Raw genomic sequence first — 17,392 nt, forward strand, 5'->3', positions numbered from 1 at the left:
ACACAATGATTTTACATACAACAAACATGAATCAGGTAATAAGCAAGTCTGATATTGCAGACACGACCATTTTTATGACAGGAAGTACAGGTTTTATCGGCAAAGAGACGGTCAAACAACTCACGCAGGGAGACGTACAATTGCTCTTGTTGGTTCGTTCGGAACAGCGAGCCAGAACGGTGCTCAAGGCTTATGGAGTGAAGGATTTCGACCGGATTACCTTTATTAAAGGTGATTTGTCTATGTCGGGTCTTGGCCTTACCGCAGCAGATCGGGAGCGTGCTCTTGAAGCAAATGTGATCATGCATGCGGGAGGAACGATGGACGTCACTTTGGGACGAACAGTAGCCGAGCAGATATTTATGAACGGGGCCAGAGAAGTGGCGCAGCTTGCACAGGAAATCCACCGTACTCATGGATTGAGACACTTTATCCACGTTGTTGGTTATATGAGTCCTTATGGAGAGCGAAATGAACAGGGGAATTATCTACAGGTTGAGCATGTGGATAACAATGAAAGTGCATATGAAGAGATGAAGTTTCATGCCGATCTGCTTATTCGCGAGCATGCAGAACAGCATCACTATCCCTTATCCGTTGTAAATCCGAGCACAGTGGTTGGACCACGTCCCACCGGTGAAACCGAGCAAACGGGTGGGATTGGGCTGCTCATTCAGGCGATTCAGAAAGGACTTATGCCAGTAGTGCCGGGAGGTTCATCCTATTGGTTACCGCTTGTGGAGAATGACATTGTTGCACAGACGCTTGTTTTTCTATCCAGGGAAGCCGCTCCAGTCGGAGGAACTTATCCACTGTTGGCGCGGAGGGAAGACAGTCCCAATATGAAGGAACTGCTGCAACTCTTGGCGCAGCAATTGGACGTACCCAAGCCCAAAGGGGCTGTGCCATTACCATGGATTCAATGGATCATGAAATCAGGTGGTTCACGCATCAGTGGTGTTCCAGCGGAGTCGGTTGCTTTTATTACCAACAGGTCATTCCCGGTTGAAGAGACGGAGGCTCTGTTCACACGTATGGGGCAATCCTGGCCGGACATCCGGGAACAGCTTCCGCTGGTTACAGCCGATCTGGACTATCGTTTTCGGTATACGCCGTTACCTGAGGGTTTTCCGACAGATTATATTCGGTCTCGAAGTGGAAATATGGCTATGCTTGGTTGGGAGGGTGAGGGAGAGCCTTGGATTATTGTACATGGTTTGCTTCAATCTGCGGATGAGATGTTACCGTTAGGAAAACAGCTTAGGGACCGGACGGGGAACCCGGTATGGTTAATCGATCTCGCTGGATTCGGACGGTCCCCGGTGCATCAGGGAGATGAAGCATTTGAAGGTCAGGTGGATGCACTGCTTACGGCTCTTGATGAGTTTGAGGGTCCGGTGAAGCTGGTTGGTCATTCAATAGGGGCTGCTATTGCAGCTGCGGCACAGATGCGTAGCGGGCGGACAGACATTCGGCTAGGTTTGCTTCAGCCAGTAGCTAACAATTCGAATCCGAATGTGCTGAAATGGGTTTCCCGTTTGCCAAGAGGGGTGATGCGCTCCCTGCTGCGTGGCAGATCGGAGAAAAGTTGGAATCAAATGTTCAGTTCACATAGCGGCGTAGGCGACAGAAGTGTTATGGCCGATACCATGGGCAAGAGAATACGCTCCAGTCTCCAGTCCCCTCGCATTGCAGGAGCACATGCAGACTTGTTGCGCTGGATCCATTCGGGTCAGAGGAAAGGCGCCAGATCAACGTTGTGGGCGAAAATGGAAAGTCAGCATTATGCCAAGAATGTATTAGTTGTATGGGCCAATCAAGATCAGGAATATCACTATCCCCAGGATATGAACTCACAGGTCAAACGGATAGATGTATCCTATGGACATTACTTTCCGACGTTTCAGTATAAGGAAACAGCTGCAATCCTCGCCGAATGGGCCGATACCTTAAGGTGAGTTCAGGTTTGGACATGCAGGAATCCCGTGCCAATTGTCGAAAGGGTCAAGTCGACTTTTGAGAGCTGAACCAAAGACAGGAGAGATGAATGTATGAGCAAGCAACGTGTGGAAATCAGTAAAAATGTGCTAACCGAATGTCTCGGACTGCGCAGTGGAGAGAATCTGGTAGTTGTCGCAGATGATATGAAACGGGATCTGGCTGAATCCATCTATGAGGCAGGCAAAGCACTTGGTGCAGAGTCGGTCCTGTTAATCATGAAGGAACGCAGCAGATCTGGAGAAGAGCCGCCTGCGCCGATTGCAGAGGCCATGATTCGAGCAGATGTAGCCGTGTGTGTAACGCGATATTCATTAACACATACCCAGGCACGCAAAAAAGCCGCTGCTTCAGGGACCCGAGTGGCAACCATGCCCGGCATGACAGAGGATATGTTTGTGAACGGAGCCATTACAGCTGAATATTCGCAAGTAAAGGCGTTGACCGAGAAGGTAACGGCTCTATTAACCGCAGGTCGCCATGTGCGAATAGAGAAGCAGGGCCATAGCCTTTCCTTTTCCATTGAAGATCGTAACGGTGTACCAAGCACAGGTATGTATTTGAACCCCGGTGAATCGGGCAACTTGCCGTCAGGAGAAGCTTATATTGCTCCCGTTGAGGGCAAGGGCGAGGGCAGTATTGTTGTAGATGGTTCCGTTGCTGGAATTGGGGCACTCCGTGAACCGATGTTATTAACCGTTAGTGAAGGACGGTTGGTGTCAGCCGAAGGACCAGATGGGGCTCAATTACTGGAAACGCTTGGTGAGGGCGATGGTCGTTTTCTCGGCGAATTCGGGATCGGTACCAATAACAAGGCACGAATCACAGGTGTGGTGCTGGAAGATGAGAAGGTGTACGGGACAATTCATGTGGCCTTTGGCAGCAATAACACATTTGGTGGAACGATTGCCGCGGGTGTTCATATTGATGCAGTTGTACAAAAGCCGGACGTGTACATCGATGACAAGCTGATCATGCGTCAGGGTGAATTGGTCGAATAACTACAGCGAAGGAAATTGGGCGTGTCCACAACGTGTCCACAGTAATGGATAACTGAAGCGGAAATTCAGATTTTACGTCAGATTTACAAACAAATACACAACATGTCCACATTAAATTAATGAATATCCACATGAAACGCCAAAGATATCAACAGCATGTGTGCAATATGTGCACAACTTATCCACAAATCAGGTATAACTCGCGTTTTCATGCGATAAAACAGTCGTTTTGGGGTAATTAAACAAGTTATCCACAGGAATAACGCTTTTTTGTTCCAAGTATTTGAAAACATAGAAACAGATCCATAATATATGGGGATAAAAAAGACCAAAAATCGGTATAAAGCTGATCTTTGGTCTTTTTTTTGAATATAATTTTTCAATCCAATGTCAGGTTACTTACGCTCAATTCTAAAACGACTAACTTCCACCACCCTCCACAGCAGGGCAAATGAGCAGAGCAGAGACAGCAACCGTAATGCAACGTCTGTTGAAGTTGGCAAAATTGATCTGAAGCCTAAACATTTGGTCAAAAATAACCGATACACCAAAGTAACATCTAATGGGACGAAAGTAGTCTGATTATACGGAATGAGAGGATATGGGGATAACTATGGACGAGGGAATGCAATATATTAATTTTTCGGTAGGAGACCAGATCTTTGCACTACGAATCGATGAAGTTCATGAGATCATCAGAATGGTGCAGGTGACAACAGTTCCATTTGGAAGCCCGGAGATCCGAGGTTTTGCTTCGCTGTACGGTAAGGTCGTTTCGGTGGTGAGTCTTCGTGTATTGTTAGGCATGCCAGACCAGGAGGATACCACTTCTACACGTATTATTGTGGTGCCTTACAAAGGTGGATTTGTACCGCTGATCGTAGATATGGTCGATTCTGTCGTAAGTTATGATCGTTTCGAGGAACCCGCTGAGGAACACCGCCGTTTCATGCTTGGCGTTTTTGACAAAATCGGGTTCTGTGAAGATCATCGTGCGGGCATTTTGAACCTGGATGTGTTACTGGGCAGTTTGATCAGATCATAGTAGTATAACAATCCGTAATTCTTTCAATATTCAGTATTATCCTTCGGTTTACCCAAATGTTCCTCATCCGCTTTTCGGGAGAAGGGACATTTTTTTGTGCCGCTAAGCATTGAAATAACCACTTTTTATGGGCAAAGGTTTTTAAATCCGGTCATTTTCGTATATGATGGAGAGTAACAATGCGAAGGGATGACGGGAGACTTTAATGATGCAATCGCTGTATGGAGTATGGCTTGGTGACGTATTTTTTTGTTTTTCCGGTGAAACATCGGAACCACGTGTGGATGCATGGAGCCACGTGGTAAGAAGGTTGAATTTTGGCGACGGGGGTCGTCTGTTTCAGCCTGCCGCTCTGCGTCTTGCGGAGCTGCGCTGGCCGAATCCGCTAAGGAACACGGCTGAAGCGAAGAACACGAAGCGGCGTCAACTGCTGGGACGCACATTGGAAGGATTGGCAGTCTCGCCCAAGGATGCCTTCAGGCTGCTGTTGCAATGGGATGACCGTTTGTTAAATGCAGCCGGAATTCAGGTTGGAGAAGAGATGCGTTACTGGATCAAGGCAGCGCAGTTCACACAGGAGCTGCTGTTGCGGGGAGCAATTGCTCCATCGGCTGAATTCGCAGCAAAAACCGGAGCACGGCGACGGACCGGGCAAGAGACATTAACAGGTGTATGGCGGCCACGCTTGCAGCAGGAGGAGGACATCGAACGCTTCCGCGATCTTGCAGAAGCGATGCCTCCGATTGGATTGGCTGCTCCTGGAGCTTATGCTTCATTGGAACCGGAAACGCGTGAAGAAGCAGGGGCTGCGGTATTATTTTCATTCATGAGTGGCATGATTCATGCTGTAGTGACAAGTGAACTGGAGGGTATGGACAGTGAACTGTCCCGTTATCGTACCCCATATCGACGCGGATCTTCGCCAGTAGCCGAACTCTGGTGGAACAGTCTGATCTCGATGTTCCGTCCTGTGACGGTGCAAGGGCCGACGGACGATATGACAGCGTTTATTCATACGTTGCAAGAAGTTGGTGGAACGTCAATGCCAATCGTGGGAGCAGAAGAGATGGCACCTGCTGAAGGCCAATTGAAGCTGGTGCTCCGCTTGGAGCCTCCACTGGGCGAACATGAAACGATCTGGGGAATAAGCTTTTGGGTGGACAGTGAGCAGGAACCAAGCCTGAGGTTGCCTGCACGGACCATCTGGGCACATCCGGAGCGAGATCTGGACCGAGGTAAGGTGTTGTATACCTCGGCGGCAGAGCAATTGTTGATGGCACTCGGGCAAGCAGCAGAATTGGCACCTGAACTGGAGACAGCGTTGCTTACTGCTCGTCCGGAAGAAATTAAGCTGGAGCAGCAGGGTTTCTTTGAATTTCTCACGCATGCGGTTCCACGTTTGCAGAAGGCCGGGATAACCGTTCTCATGCCTTCAAGGTGGAGTCGTGCCGGGAAACGTCGTGCGGGACTGCGTCTGCAGATGTTGAATCGGGGAACAGAGCGGTTGCCTGGAGCGACATCGGCACTGGGCATGGAACAATTGGTTGCTTTCAAGGCGGAGCCTATGCTGGATGGGAAACCGGTCACGGCGGAGGAACTGGCAGCACTGGCTGAATCCACAGTACCTTATGTCATGTTCCGTGGTGAATGGATTGAAGTGGATACAAAAGAGATTCGTCAAGTTCTGCGTTACATGAAAAAAGAAGAAGAACAATATATGCCTCTCTCCGAATGGCTGCATCTGGCAGCGGATGAAGGGGAGGATTCCGCATGGAAGGGCCTTTCCGTCTTTGGTGCCGAATCTGATGGGATGCTTGCTTTCCTGCTCGATGGACAGGTGCTTCGCAGCATTGAGCCTCGTCAGGTTCCGGCAGAATTGCATGGTGAACTCAGACCTTATCAGGAACGAGGCTACCAATGGTTATCCGCGATGCGTGAGCTGGGCTTTGGCGTATGTCTTGCGGACGATATGGGACTTGGGAAGACCATTCAGGTAATTACCTGTCTGCTGGACCGCAAACACGAGGAACGCCAGGCGGCTGAAGAGGAAGCACGTGAGAATGAGCTGCTGAATGGATCAGATGATTCTTTCTCGGCGGATCAGCACACGAATGAGCAGCCTGTTCATCTGCCTGCACTTATTGTGTGTCCTACCTCGCTGCTCGGAAACTGGCAGCGTGAGCTGAAGCGATTTGCCCCGGATCTGTCGCTGTACATTCATCATGGCGGACAACGGTTGCACGGGAATGATTTTCAGGCAGAAGCGCAGACACATGACATTGTACTGACGACCTATCATCTGGCAGGCAGAGATGGCCCGGATCTGGCTTCGCTGCACTGGTCCACCATTGTGCTGGATGAGGCTCAATATATTAAGAACTACCGTACCAAACAAGCGCAAAGTGTAATGCGCCTGTCTACACTTCATCGTATTGCGATGACGGGAACACCTGTAGAGAACCGATTGAGCGAACTTTGGTCGATTTTCCAGTTTCTCAATCCGGGGTATCTGGGCACAGCTTCATCGTTCCGTCAGCGGTATACGGGACTGGGGCCATCCGAAGAAAATGCAGCATCCTTGCGTGAGCTTCATCGACTGGTATCTCCATTCATGCTGCGCAGGCTGAAAAGTGATCCGGATATTCGCAAGGATCTGCCAGAGAAGCTTGAACTGAAATCCTACTGTTCCCTGACGCCGGAGCAGACGGTGTTGTACCAACGTGTAGTGGATGATCTGATGGGTGGTCTGGACGGCAGAAATGGCATTGCCCGGAAGGGGATTGTTCTTTCCTCCTTGACCAAGCTCAAGCAGATCTGTGATCATCCAGTGCTGGCGGACAGTAATCGGAAAGACCACGGCAAGGCTGAGGCATCTGGTAAGATGGAACGATTGCTTGAACTGCTGGACGCCATCCGTGATAACGGGGAATCGGCCCTGATCTTCACGCAGTATGTTGCTATGGGAGATCTGCTGGTATCGAGGTTGAAACAGCGATATGAGGAAGAACCTTATTTCCTGCATGGTGGTGTGTCGAAGGCGCAAAGGGATGATATGGTGGAGACTTTCCAAAAAGGAGAGGGGCCGTCCATGTTTGTTCTATCTCTTCGTGCCGGAGGTGTGGGTCTGAATCTGACACGTGCGAGTCATGTCGTTCACTATGATCGGTGGTGGAATCCCGCGGTTGAGAATCAGGCGACGGACCGTGTATTCCGAATAGGACAGAATCGCAACGTGCAGGTGCATAAGTTGATCTGTCAGGGAACGCTGGAGGAACGGATTGATGAGCTGATCGAAAGCAAGAAGGCACTGTCCGAGCAGGTCGTTGGTTCGGGTGAGAATTGGCTGACCGAGATGTCGGATGATGAGCTGCGTGGCCTAATCTCACTTCAGGGTGAGACGTGGCTGTGACCTTGAACATTCAGAGGAATATAGATGTTGAGAAAGGGGGATTATTGTGAGCGAAAAATGGAAGATTGAGCTGCATATGTCCCCCGGTGGATGGACAGCAGAAGTAAATATAGCAGCGGATGCGGACCAGGAGGTTTCCGTTTCTGCTTCCGCTGCTGAGGGCAAGACCGGATCAGCCGCAGGCATGTTCACGGTCACGGGAACGCCGGTGCGACTGAGCGAAGCCCAGCGCGAGGCTGTACTAGCTCAGCTGCGCAAGCGCCCGCTGACGCTGTACGCCCTGCTGCGCGGTGGCCCGGCGTCCGAGGAGCTCGCCGGGCTGCTGCCGGCTGCGCAAGCGCCCGAGGGCTCGCCAGGTGCAGCCACGGCCAGCGCGGCCGTGGCGTGCACCTGCGGCCGCACTGGCTGCGCGCATGCCACGGCCGCTGAGCGCGCCGTAGCCGCGCGCCTCGCGGCCGAGCCGCTGCTGCAGCTGGCGCACGCCGGCCTGCCGCGCGAAGCGCTGCTCGCCGGCGTGCTGGGGGCATGGGCGGAGGAACTCGCCCATGATCCCAGCGGCCCCGGCCGCGCAGCGGAAACGGCTGGCCGCCCGCAAGTGCGGGGCGGCGAAGGCGGCGCGGCCGCCGGCGAGTGGATCGCCGAGGCCGCCGCGGACGGCGCCATGCACCAGCCGGGGCCGGGCTTTGGCGCCGTTGAGGTGCGCCTCGCGCAGCCGGGCAAGCCGCCGGCCTTGCCGGAGCTGACGGCGCTGCTGCCGGGCGTACCGGCCACCGCAGGGCTGGATTTGATCCGCGAGCGTGTAGCCGCGCGGATGTGGCAGGCTGTCCAGAAGAAGACGGACAGCCCGGCAACCAAATGATGCACCCATCAGAGCGGGGGAGATCTCAGATCACCCCTGCTTGTTTTTATTGCAGCATGTTGCTCTAAAAGTCCAAAAAACGATCATACAGGCTGTACAGTCCGTATATGTTCATTCGGATCTCTTCTAAAGGAGGTCTTTACCGGTGGAGCTTCGCTCCCAATTAAGGTATACTGTCGCAGGGAACACTGCACGTAGACAACTATATAATTGAACTAAACATTTACACAAAACGGAGAGGACAGAAATAACCTGAGGAAGCGGAGCGTTCGCCTTTATCCACGGATTTTCCCTTTATAAAAAGGAATCAAAGAAATCTGGGGATAACAGCGATCAGAAGGTTGTTCTGTCATCGGAGTGACTAGTGTAAATATTCTTTAGTCATTTATTAGACAGCATTTATATTATTGCGATAGGAGTTTTTACATGAAATCAACTACAGGAAGACAGCGCCGCATGGTGGTTATGCTGTCCTCATTGATGATATGCGGAGCATTGCTTGCCGCGTGCCAGAACGGTTCAGGCACAGAGGAGAGCCAGAATCCGAATGGAACAGGTAACACACAACAGGAGACGGACGGCACAACGGTTCATTTTACGGAGGATAAAGGAACGGATGGCGACAATACTGGCGGGGATGACACATCATCTTCTGGCAACAGCGGTGAAGGCACGGATAGCGAGTCTGGGAATGCTTCAGCGGGCGAAGGGCAAGGTTCTTCGGACAATGGGAATGGCGCGACAGTGGAAGATCCATTGCTGGAGAAACGCAGTATCAGCGCACTGCAAACAACGATTGATGCACAATCCGTGGTAACCAATGCGGAGTCTATGACCGTCATTGTGAACAAGCAACGGAGTCTGCCTGACGGGTACGAGCCGGACGATCTGGTAGAGCCGGATGTACCGTTCTCCTTCGACGAACCACACGAGAAGCGGCATATGCGCAAGGAAGCTGCGGAGGCACTGGAGAAGTTGTTTGCAGGTGCAAAAGCAGATGGTATTGAGCTTCGTGCGGTGTCCGGTTACCGTTCATATCAGCGTCAGGTATCCATCTATAACAATAATGTCAAAACCAAAGGTCAAGAATACACAGATCGCGTGAGCTCTGTGCCAGGCCGAAGCGAACATCAGACCGGTCTTGCCATTGATGTATCCAGCCCGAGTGTGGGCAATGTGCTGGAAGAGGTATTTGGCACATCGAAGGAAGGCCAGTGGCTGGCTGAACACGCTGCAGAATACGGATATGTCATCCGTTATCTGCAAGGTGAAGAAGATACCACAGGGTACGTCTATGAGCCTTGGCATATCCGGTACATCGGTACAGATTTGGCACCGGATGTGGCGAAGAGTGGGTTAACTCTGGAAGAATACTTCGATGAGGCTAATATCAAGTTGTAATGCGGATGTTTCATCCTTAAAGAAAAGATACTAATACTAATTCTCATAAATCCCCGAATGAACCGTCCTTGATCTAACCAATGGGCAGTCATTCAGGGGATTTTTTTCTGTGCAAAAATGTTAATGGAGTTAAGATAGAATTAAAATTGATTCCATTGTCTGAGATGATGGGGGACTGATATAATTCATGTTTAATTTGAAGAGACAAATACAACCAAAGCGAGGGACGAGAGAATGAGCAGACAGCAGGTATTTACGGGTTCCCCATGGGAACCATTGGTTGGATATTGCCGTGCCATCCGTGTAGGAAACCGAATTGAAGTGGCGGGTACAACCGCGATGCAAGATGGTGTAGTTGTTGGGGCGGGTGATCCGTATGCACAGACAAGGTTCGTTTTGCAGACGATTGAAAATGCATTAAAAGAGTTGGGTGCTGACATGTCGCATGTGGTGAGAACCCGGATGTATGTGACCGATATCTCCAGATGGGAGGAAGTTGGCAAGGCGCACGGTGAATTTTTTGGACAGATCCAGCCTGTAGCCACCATGGTTGAAGTTAGCGCACTCATTGATCCCTTGTTGATGGTTGAGATTGAAGTGGAAGCGATCGTTGAAGATGAAATCCAAGCCGGTTGATTCTGGCGAATGGTCTGAGGATTTCCTAAGGAACACAGGACGTCTTATTTGGCCCTCAGGTCCTCTTCTTAAAATGTAAAGAACACCAGACACGTTATTTCTCGAATTCCTCTGATAAAAACACTGTAAACAGCTGTTTATTCTAAGATAGCGTGTCTCAGATTCCTTAGATTTTGCGGGTGCTTCAAATCCTTGAATAAGACGCCTCAGATTCATTAGCGTTAACGCCGCTTGCTCTTACATTCAGTATGCAACCACATGTCGTATGTAACTCATTTCGCGCATGTCTGCTCCGAAAAAATTCAGATACGCTTCTCTTTGGAGCAAGTTTGAAGACACGCTCTAACAAACCAAAACCAAAAAACAACCTTACCCGTGCCTGTCAGAAGACAAGCGGATAAGGTTGTTTTGAATTAACTTCGTCTCCTAGCCGCACGGCTGAGCTCTTGATGCGCCAAACTCATTACACCGCGCGCCAGGAGCTACATGCGAATGGCTGTTCATTATGATGCTCCACACTCATGACCCCATGCTAAGCGATGCAAACGGTCGTCTGCAACAACATATAACATGTGTTTCAGCCAGACGTTTTTCCAACCGTATTATTTCGCTTCCAGCTCTGCTGCAGGTGTTTCAACAACCACTTTCCAAGCCGTTCCGATTGGAGGCAGGCTGCGTGTCAACACAGGGCTGTAGAACCCAATGACTTTAGCGCCTTTGGTCAGTTCTTCAGCTTTCACCGTTTCACCTTCGTGGTTCACGATCAGCGTGTCTTTAGCAATGTTCAGCACGACATGGTCAGGAGCTGTTTCTGTTAACCGTGTACCTGTGATCTCAATCTGTGTGATGCTGCCTTCAGCTGTTGTTACATTTTCAATTGTACCCGCTGTGCCCAGAAGCTCTTTAGGTTGTGCCTCAGATGCTGTAGCCGCATCCAGTACAGTGACTGTATAGGTCGGCGTTTGTGGTGGCAGGCTGCGGGTGGTGATCAGGGAATGCTCAGCTTCCACGTTCATGCCAATGGCCAGATCAGTCAGTGCAATCTCTTTCCCCTCAACTGAGATGAATTTTGTCTCATCGCTTAGATTAAGCACAATACCATCCGTACCTGCACCGCCAATTTGGATGGACTTATATTTATCTTGGTTCGAGATTCTGGTAATTACACCACGTTCAGTAACCGTCTTCACGTCCTCTTCACTGGAGATCGTCACCTGATTTCCTGTTGTGTTCACTTGTCCATGCAGTGCTTTCTCAGCAAAAGAAACCGGTACATACAATTTGCCGCCTGTGATTTCGGGCGCTGTACCCAGCGTGAGCGACATTTTATTCACGGAATATTGATCCTTGCCTGTGATTACCTGTGTCCACAGAGCACCACGAGTCAGCTCTGCAGTTTTAGTTTCTTTATTCCATTCCAGTTCAATACCCAGTGCGTCGGTAAGATCACGCAGCGGGATCATGGCTACTTTGCCATCTTTGTTCCAATAACCATCAGAGATGGATGCACCATTCACGGATACGTTTACTACACTCGCTGCGGTACTATCTGCTGAAACGGATGTTTGATGGACTGGTTGTGTGTTGTCCAGTGTTGCTGCATAAGCGGCTCCACCACCCAATGCCATGGATAGGGCCATCAGTGCACTTACTTTTTTCATGTTGTTGTTCATCAATATTCATCCCTTCTAATCTGTGTACTGACGCGGTAAAATCTTCCTTAGGGCCGCGCTTCAAGTTAATAGACGGGACAAATCGTCTAAGTGTTGCAGTTGAAATGTAATGAATGTAAGCGGTAGGTTAGTTTAAATTAGAAATATCGCTTGTATTGCAGGTTATCTGCAGCAGGATCAGGTTAATTTCAGGTAAGTGGCCAAACCATTGTCCTATTTCACATTCAAGTACGAGGAGGAACGGATTAGATGAGTGATATGTTGGTAGCGCTCTATCGTTTGCCGGAGCAAGAGAGTGGACTGAGAACGCTGGAGGAATCCTCTATTGTGATTCGTAGAGCCATTGCCCCAGAAAAACAGCTTGTACTGGATTGGGTGAGGTCACATTTTAGTCAGGCTTGGGTGGATGAATGTGAGGTCGCTTTTGCGCGTCAGCCGGTGTCCTGTTATATTGCGGTTGAGCATGGGAAAATGATTGGATTTGCCTGTTACGAAGCGACATGTCGCAACTTCTTCGGACCGACAGGTGTGAGCCAGGATGCAAGGGGCAAAGGTGTAGGCACAGCCTTGTTACTGGCCTGTATGCATGCGATGAAGGCGGACGGTTACGGGTATGCGATTATCGGATCAGCGGGACCTGTGGATTTCTATGCCCGGACGCTGGGTGCCGTGAAGATTGAAAATTCAACGCCGGGTATTTACGAAGGCATGCTGCGGGCAGACTAGACGATAATGATGTTGTGGAAGTTGTGCAAAAGGAAGGGAGGACGATGATGAGCACAAAACAAATGTTGCACATCGGAATGATTGGTACAGGATCAATCTCGGATCTTCATATGAGGTGTTATGCCAAAAACGAGGATGCCGTCATCTATGCCATCTGCGATCTGAACGAAGAACGGGCTAAGGCTGCTGCGCAGAAGTATGATGCCCAATCCGTATACACCGATTATCGGGAGATGCTGGAGGACCCGCATGTGGATGCTGTCAGTATCTGTACCTGGAATAATACACACGCCGAATTTGCCATTGCTGCACTGGAGGCAGGCAAGCATGTGTTGCTGGAGAAACCGGTCGCAACCAATGTGGAAGATGCACTGCGGATTGAAGAAGCGGTGAAGAAGAGCGGACGTACGTTTATCGTTGGATTTGTGCGGCGGTATGATAACAATATGCAGATGATGCGCAGATTCATTGATGCCGGAGAGTTTGGTGAACTGTATTATGCCAAGGCTTCCATTCTGCGACGTCACGGCAATCCAGGCGGTTGGTTTGCTGATAAAAGCCGTTCCGGCGGTGGTCCCCTGATTGATCTCGGCGTACATATTATTGACCAGTGTTGGTACCTTATGGGCAAGCCGAAACCTGTTTCGGTCAGTGGTAATACGTATCGGAAGTTGGGCAATCGTGCCCACATCGAACATCTTTCTTTTTACAAAGCAGCCGACTACAGCGCAGCTGTGAATGACGTGGAAGATATGGCGAATGCGCTCATACGGTTTGAAAACGGGGCTTCGCTGGCGGTGGATGTGAGCTTTACCCTGCATGCACGCGGAGATGAATCTTCGGTGAAATTATACGGCGAGCGTGGTGGGTTCGAACTGGAACCGGAGACACTGATCGTCACGGAGAAAAATAATACCATCCTGAATATTGAACCCCAGACGGACAATACGGGTCTCCATATTCATAGTGCATTCCAGAACCAGATTGACCACTTTGTGGATTGTTGTCTGAACGGTACAGAGCCGATCAGCCCAATTGCGGACGGGGTGGCTTCCACGCGCATGTTGTGCGGAATCTACGAATCCGCTGAGAAAGGGCAGGAGATTCGTCTAGATTGAGTCCATTTTACATGGCAGTTGTCCTTCATCATATTAAAAAGCATGCGTCTTCCGCGTGATCTGCGGTTACGCATGCTTTTTGGCATCAGGTCATTTATTCAGTGGTGAATTCTCGTACCCAGGGTCATCATAATCCGTATCCTGCAGCCTTGGGAGCACATTCATGCTCTCAATTGCCTGCCGGGTTTCCGGCGTGCCATGGTCATACAGAAAGGTATACAGCAAGGTCATGCCATCCGAAAATTGCTCTGTTGCCTCATCGTGGTCTGCTGATTTGTAGGGTACTGGTGCCCGTTGCAATGTATAGGCATCGTCATCCTCCAGCACCTTCATCAGATCTTTTAATCGGCCCAACTGTTCGTCATCCACCAACACCTCAAAAGGTGTAGATTCGTTCTTGGTTTGCTCAATAAGATTATGTGTTACCGATACATACAGATGTTGTTTGCCGTCCTGCATAATCCAACCCCCATTCTGAAATGGAAAAAAGACGCTTCTACTGTTAATAAACAGCAAAAAGCGCCCTGAAACGAGCTACTATGCTCGTGTGTTATTTACTCATCCACATGTTCAGTCACATATGACCAGCCATTACCTCTTCCTTTGAGTTATTTCCCAAATCTCCCCGTTACGGGAACCTGGCGGGTACCGGCCTCCATCGATCCTGAACACAGGGGACAGGCGGGAGGACCCGATGATGCTTTCTTGGTTGCTTTAGAAGGTACAGCTGGCTTCTGTCTTAACCACGCTTTACAGGTGGATGAACTGCACTTCCAGACCGCAACAGTCTCTGTACGCTCAGCATTACCTGAACCTGAAGTGTGCGACTGTGAACTGGAGGAACTCGCAGCTGTTGGTCTCACACCAGTGGTACTGAACGCCTTATGGTTGCGAATTTCACCACTGCCACGCCGTTCACCGAAGCGATCCTCATCACGTTCGTTGTGAACCTCGTAGTCACGACGGTCACTGTGGCTGATGGCTCGGCGCTGTGCCACATCCCGACCTTCGGAACGGGCACCCGAGCCGGACGAGCGAGCATACTGTCCATTACCTTTCCCATATGAAGTCTGGCCGCTCGTCCTGCTCTCCTCACGCGGTTTGCGTTTGTCCGGAACTTCCATGCCGAAGGCTTCAAGCAGGAAGCGGGACACATCTGCTGGCTTTCCGTGATGGCTCGCTGGCGAGGTGACATACAAGTACTGCTTGGCCCGTGTGATGGCAACATAGGCGAGCCTGCGTTCTTCCTCCAGCGCCATGTCCAGCTCCGCGTCTGTCTGCTGCACAGCGAGCGCAGCTTTCTGATCCTCGGGGATATCCTGGCGTAGTGCGGTACTGTGGGGCACAATGCCTTCACTGGCTCCGATCCAGTATACACAAGGGAACTCCAGTCCTTTGGCCCGGTGAATGGTCATCAGCTGCACTGCGTCACTGTCCTGTGCACGGCGCAAAGATTCCATCTCACGGTGTCTGCGGGAGAGCTCATCCGCGAATTGGATGAACTCTTCTACCGTTTCGAATTTTTTGACGGCAGCTTCGAATTCATCCAGGGTTTCCAGCATCGTTTCCTTATAATGGGTGAAGATGCTAGGATCACCACTTTCCATATACTTGTCGTAGAACTGCCTGCGCATCTCCTGAATGGCGATGATGGGCTTTAGTTTGTGCAGTGATTTGATCAGCTTGATGCGTTCCTTGACCTGTTCCTGCTGGAACGGTTTCAGCTTGTCCCATTTCACCAGATGGATGAGCGGATATTTCTTCGCCTGTTGTTGTTCACAGCGCTGAATCCACTCCAGCCCTGCATCACGTGATACATAGAGCGGTCCCAATGCACTGGGGAGAGCATCCATGGCACGTGGATCAAGGGACAGACGCAGATGATCCATCAGGGGTCTGATGAGAGACTGGTCATAGAACACCGGGGAAGCACCATGCTGTACAAAAGGCACATCTTTCAACACAAGCTGCTCAAATACAGCCCGGCTGCTGCTGGCTGTCCGGTGAAGAATCGCAATATCGCGATAGGTGTGTTGTCCTTCTTCAACCTGCTGGCACAGCTGGTTTACAACCCACGCCGCTTCTTCCTCTGCATTGGAAGGTGTAGCGAAGCGAGGCGCATCTCCGCGGTTTCCAGCGGCACGTAGCCGTTTGTCACGTCTGCGTTTATTGCGGGCGACCAGTTCACTTCCGAGTCCCAGAATGCGTGCATCACTACGATAATTGATATCCAGCGTCACAATGCGTGCGCCGGGGTATACTTTATCGAATTCCAATATCGATTCCTGGCGTGCGCCATTAAAGGTATAGATCGTCTGGTCGTCGTCTCCCACAACCATCAGGTTGCGGTGGGCGGAAGCCAGTTTTTGCACAATTTCATACTGCAGATGATTGGTATCCTGGAACTCATCCACCATAATGTACTGGAAACGCTTCTGAAGCGGCCCCAGAACAGCAGGATCACGAAGCAGCGCGGCTGCCCGTAGTAAAATATCATCAAAATCCATTTTGCCGCGATCCTGCTTCCAGGCTTCGTAACCAAGAAGAACGCGCTTGGCATCGCGTTCTTCCTGCGATTTCTCAGGCAGATCGGTTGTTTCCGATCCTTGCATCTTCCATGCGGACAGCATGGCCAGCAGACTTTCGGGCTGGAAGGCTTCACTCATGCCATTTTGGCGAAGAAGCATCTTCAGCACCGTATGCTGGGCTCGCGACTCGCCAAAGATCTCTTCCTGCACACCGTAATGACGCAATAATGTCAGCGCAAAAGAGTGGAAGGTACGAGCCTGTACGGCTCTCGCGGCTGCTGGGCGTATACCTGGCAATGCGGCGATCCGGTCTTTCATCTCGGTGGCGGCTTTGTTCGTGAACGTCACCAGCAGGATACTGCCTGCATGTACGCCACTGACCTCTATGAGGTAACCGGCTCTTGCAGCCAGTACAGTTGTTTTGCCACAACCGGCTCCGGCGAGCGTCAGAATGGGTCCTCTGCCGTGACGGACTGCCGAGATTTGTGGTGCGTTTAACTTGATGCCTGCCTCTTCCAAAGAACGAAAATAAAAGGCATCCTGTTGATCATTGCCCACGAGTTGCCGACTGGTCTCCAGCGGAGCAGAAGGGGACTGGGGCAGGGACGCCGCCGGGGTAACCCCGAGCGGACGGGGGTAGAACGTTGAGTTCGGACTTAACATGTTTCATCCACCTCTGTATGCATTCAGGGATAGGACTATCCCGGCTAAAAGTAAACCATTTGCCCTTTTCACAATCGCATTGTAAATTGGTATGATAGAGTTAGTCGCCTAATCAGGCGGTTAAGTATGGTCAAAGCTTCATTATACCCGAACATATGGTCTTGACGAAAGCCCCCGATTTCATCCAGTATCGGTATAAAACGGGCACCTGCACGAGATTACGCAACTTTTTGGCATGATATCGTATAAGTTATATGCCTGAGCATTTTGCATGAAGGATGTAATATGCTAATTTACCACAAGTATGTGTTCAAAAAGTCTGGTTTTCAGTCTTT

12 protein-coding genes are annotated in these 17,392 nt (G+C 50.5%); 9 read left to right on the forward strand and 3 right to left on the reverse strand.

Going from position 1 to position 17,392, the window contains the following annotated elements; genetic code table 11:
* The first annotated feature begins 26 nt into the window (after positions 1-26).
* The 7 genes from MKY66_RS03010 to MKY66_RS03040 all read left to right on the forward strand — a co-directional run bounded on the left by MKY66_RS03010 (position 27) and on the right by MKY66_RS03040 (position 10,349).
* Positions 27-1,958 (forward strand): alpha/beta fold hydrolase, encoded by a 1,932-nt coding sequence (locus MKY66_RS03010; RefSeq protein ID WP_076215687.1) that lies wholly within the window; start codon positions 27-29, stop codon positions 1,956-1,958.
* Between the two features lie 93 nt (positions 1,959-2,051).
* Positions 2,052-2,999, forward strand: a complete 948-nt coding sequence (locus tag MKY66_RS03015) for an aminopeptidase (RefSeq protein WP_076215549.1) — start codon at positions 2,052-2,054, stop codon at positions 2,997-2,999.
* Positions 3,000-3,624: 625 nt separating this feature from the next.
* Positions 3,625-4,044 (forward strand): chemotaxis protein CheW, encoded by a 420-nt coding sequence (locus MKY66_RS03020; RefSeq protein WP_169480758.1) that lies wholly within the window; start codon positions 3,625-3,627, stop codon positions 4,042-4,044.
* A gap of 205 nt (positions 4,045-4,249) precedes the next feature.
* The gene (locus MKY66_RS03025) at positions 4,250-7,453 is read left to right on the forward strand and encodes a DEAD/DEAH box helicase (RefSeq protein WP_076215546.1); all 3,204 of its coding nucleotides are present in this window, start codon (positions 4,250-4,252) and stop codon (positions 7,451-7,453) included.
* Between the two features lie 46 nt (positions 7,454-7,499).
* The gene (locus MKY66_RS03030) at positions 7,500-8,312 is read left to right on the forward strand and encodes a hypothetical protein (protein WP_339806841.1); all 813 of its coding nucleotides are present in this window, start codon (positions 7,500-7,502) and stop codon (positions 8,310-8,312) included.
* A gap of 426 nt (positions 8,313-8,738) precedes the next feature.
* Complete coding sequence (locus MKY66_RS03035; protein ID WP_076215540.1) at positions 8,739-9,713, forward strand: M15 family metallopeptidase; 975 nt, start codon at positions 8,739-8,741, stop codon at positions 9,711-9,713.
* 234 nt (positions 9,714-9,947) lie between these two features.
* Positions 9,948-10,349 (forward strand): RidA family protein, encoded by a 402-nt coding sequence (locus MKY66_RS03040; RefSeq protein WP_076215537.1) that lies wholly within the window; start codon positions 9,948-9,950, stop codon positions 10,347-10,349.
* A gap of 602 nt (positions 10,350-10,951) precedes the next feature.
* Here MKY66_RS03040 and MKY66_RS03045 read toward each other — a convergent pair.
* On the reverse strand, positions 10,952-12,010 hold the full coding sequence (locus MKY66_RS03045) for a copper amine oxidase N-terminal domain-containing protein (protein ID WP_339806844.1): 1,059 nt from the start codon (positions 12,008-12,010) through the stop codon (positions 10,952-10,954).
* Positions 12,011-12,271: 261 nt separating this feature from the next.
* Between MKY66_RS03045 and MKY66_RS03050 the strand changes: the two genes are divergently transcribed.
* Together MKY66_RS03050 and MKY66_RS03055 are read left to right on the forward strand one after the other, a co-directional pair.
* Complete coding sequence (locus MKY66_RS03050; protein ID WP_062837317.1) at positions 12,272-12,748, forward strand: GNAT family N-acetyltransferase; 477 nt, start codon at positions 12,272-12,274, stop codon at positions 12,746-12,748.
* Between the two features lie 47 nt (positions 12,749-12,795).
* The gene (locus MKY66_RS03055) at positions 12,796-13,866 is read left to right on the forward strand and encodes a Gfo/Idh/MocA family oxidoreductase (RefSeq protein WP_076215533.1); all 1,071 of its coding nucleotides are present in this window, start codon (positions 12,796-12,798) and stop codon (positions 13,864-13,866) included.
* 90 nt (positions 13,867-13,956) lie between these two features.
* On the opposite strand, the gene MKY66_RS03060 is transcribed toward MKY66_RS03055, so the two are convergent.
* Together MKY66_RS03060 and MKY66_RS03065 are read right to left on the reverse strand one after the other, a co-directional pair.
* Complete coding sequence (locus MKY66_RS03060; RefSeq protein WP_076215531.1) at positions 13,957-14,325, reverse strand: hypothetical protein; 369 nt, start codon at positions 14,323-14,325, stop codon at positions 13,957-13,959.
* A gap of 149 nt (positions 14,326-14,474) precedes the next feature.
* Positions 14,475-17,057 (reverse strand): UvrD-helicase domain-containing protein, encoded by a 2,583-nt coding sequence (locus MKY66_RS03065; protein WP_076215528.1) that lies wholly within the window; start codon positions 17,055-17,057, stop codon positions 14,475-14,477.
* Positions 17,058-17,392 lie beyond the last annotated feature (335 nt).

The organism is Paenibacillus sp. FSL R5-0766, assembly GCF_037971845.1.
Lineage (GTDB): Bacteria > Bacillota > Bacilli > Paenibacillales > Paenibacillaceae > Paenibacillus.

What these genes read in the sequence shown, in the direction of transcription:
- MKY66_RS03010 (WP_076215687.1), top strand. Translation starts at nt 27, where the DNA reads ATGAATCAGGTAATAAGCAAGTCTGATATTGCAGACACGACCATTTTT.
- MKY66_RS03015 (WP_076215549.1), top strand. Translation starts at nt 2,052, where the DNA reads ATGAGCAAGCAACGTGTGGAAATCAGTAAAAATGTGCTAACCGAATGT.
- MKY66_RS03020 (WP_169480758.1), top strand. Translation starts at nt 3,625, where the DNA reads ATGCAATATATTAATTTTTCGGTAGGAGACCAGATCTTTGCACTACGA.
- MKY66_RS03025 (WP_076215546.1), top strand. Translation starts at nt 4,250, where the DNA reads ATGATGCAATCGCTGTATGGAGTATGGCTTGGTGACGTATTTTTTTGT.
- MKY66_RS03035 (WP_076215540.1), top strand. Translation starts at nt 8,739, where the DNA reads ATGAAATCAACTACAGGAAGACAGCGCCGCATGGTGGTTATGCTGTCC.
- MKY66_RS03040 (WP_076215537.1), top strand. Translation starts at nt 9,948, where the DNA reads ATGAGCAGACAGCAGGTATTTACGGGTTCCCCATGGGAACCATTGGTT.
- MKY66_RS03045 (WP_339806844.1), bottom strand. Translation starts at nt 12,010, where the DNA reads ATGAAAAAAGTAAGTGCACTGATGGCCCTATCCATGGCATTGGGTGGT.
- MKY66_RS03050 (WP_062837317.1), top strand. Translation starts at nt 12,272, where the DNA reads ATGAGTGATATGTTGGTAGCGCTCTATCGTTTGCCGGAGCAAGAGAGT.
- MKY66_RS03055 (WP_076215533.1), top strand. Translation starts at nt 12,796, where the DNA reads ATGAGCACAAAACAAATGTTGCACATCGGAATGATTGGTACAGGATCA.
- MKY66_RS03060 (WP_076215531.1), bottom strand. Translation starts at nt 14,325, where the DNA reads ATGCAGGACGGCAAACAACATCTGTATGTATCGGTAACACATAATCTT.
- MKY66_RS03065 (WP_076215528.1), bottom strand. Translation starts at nt 17,057, where the DNA reads ATGTTAAGTCCGAACTCAACGTTCTACCCCCGTCCGCTCGGGGTTACC.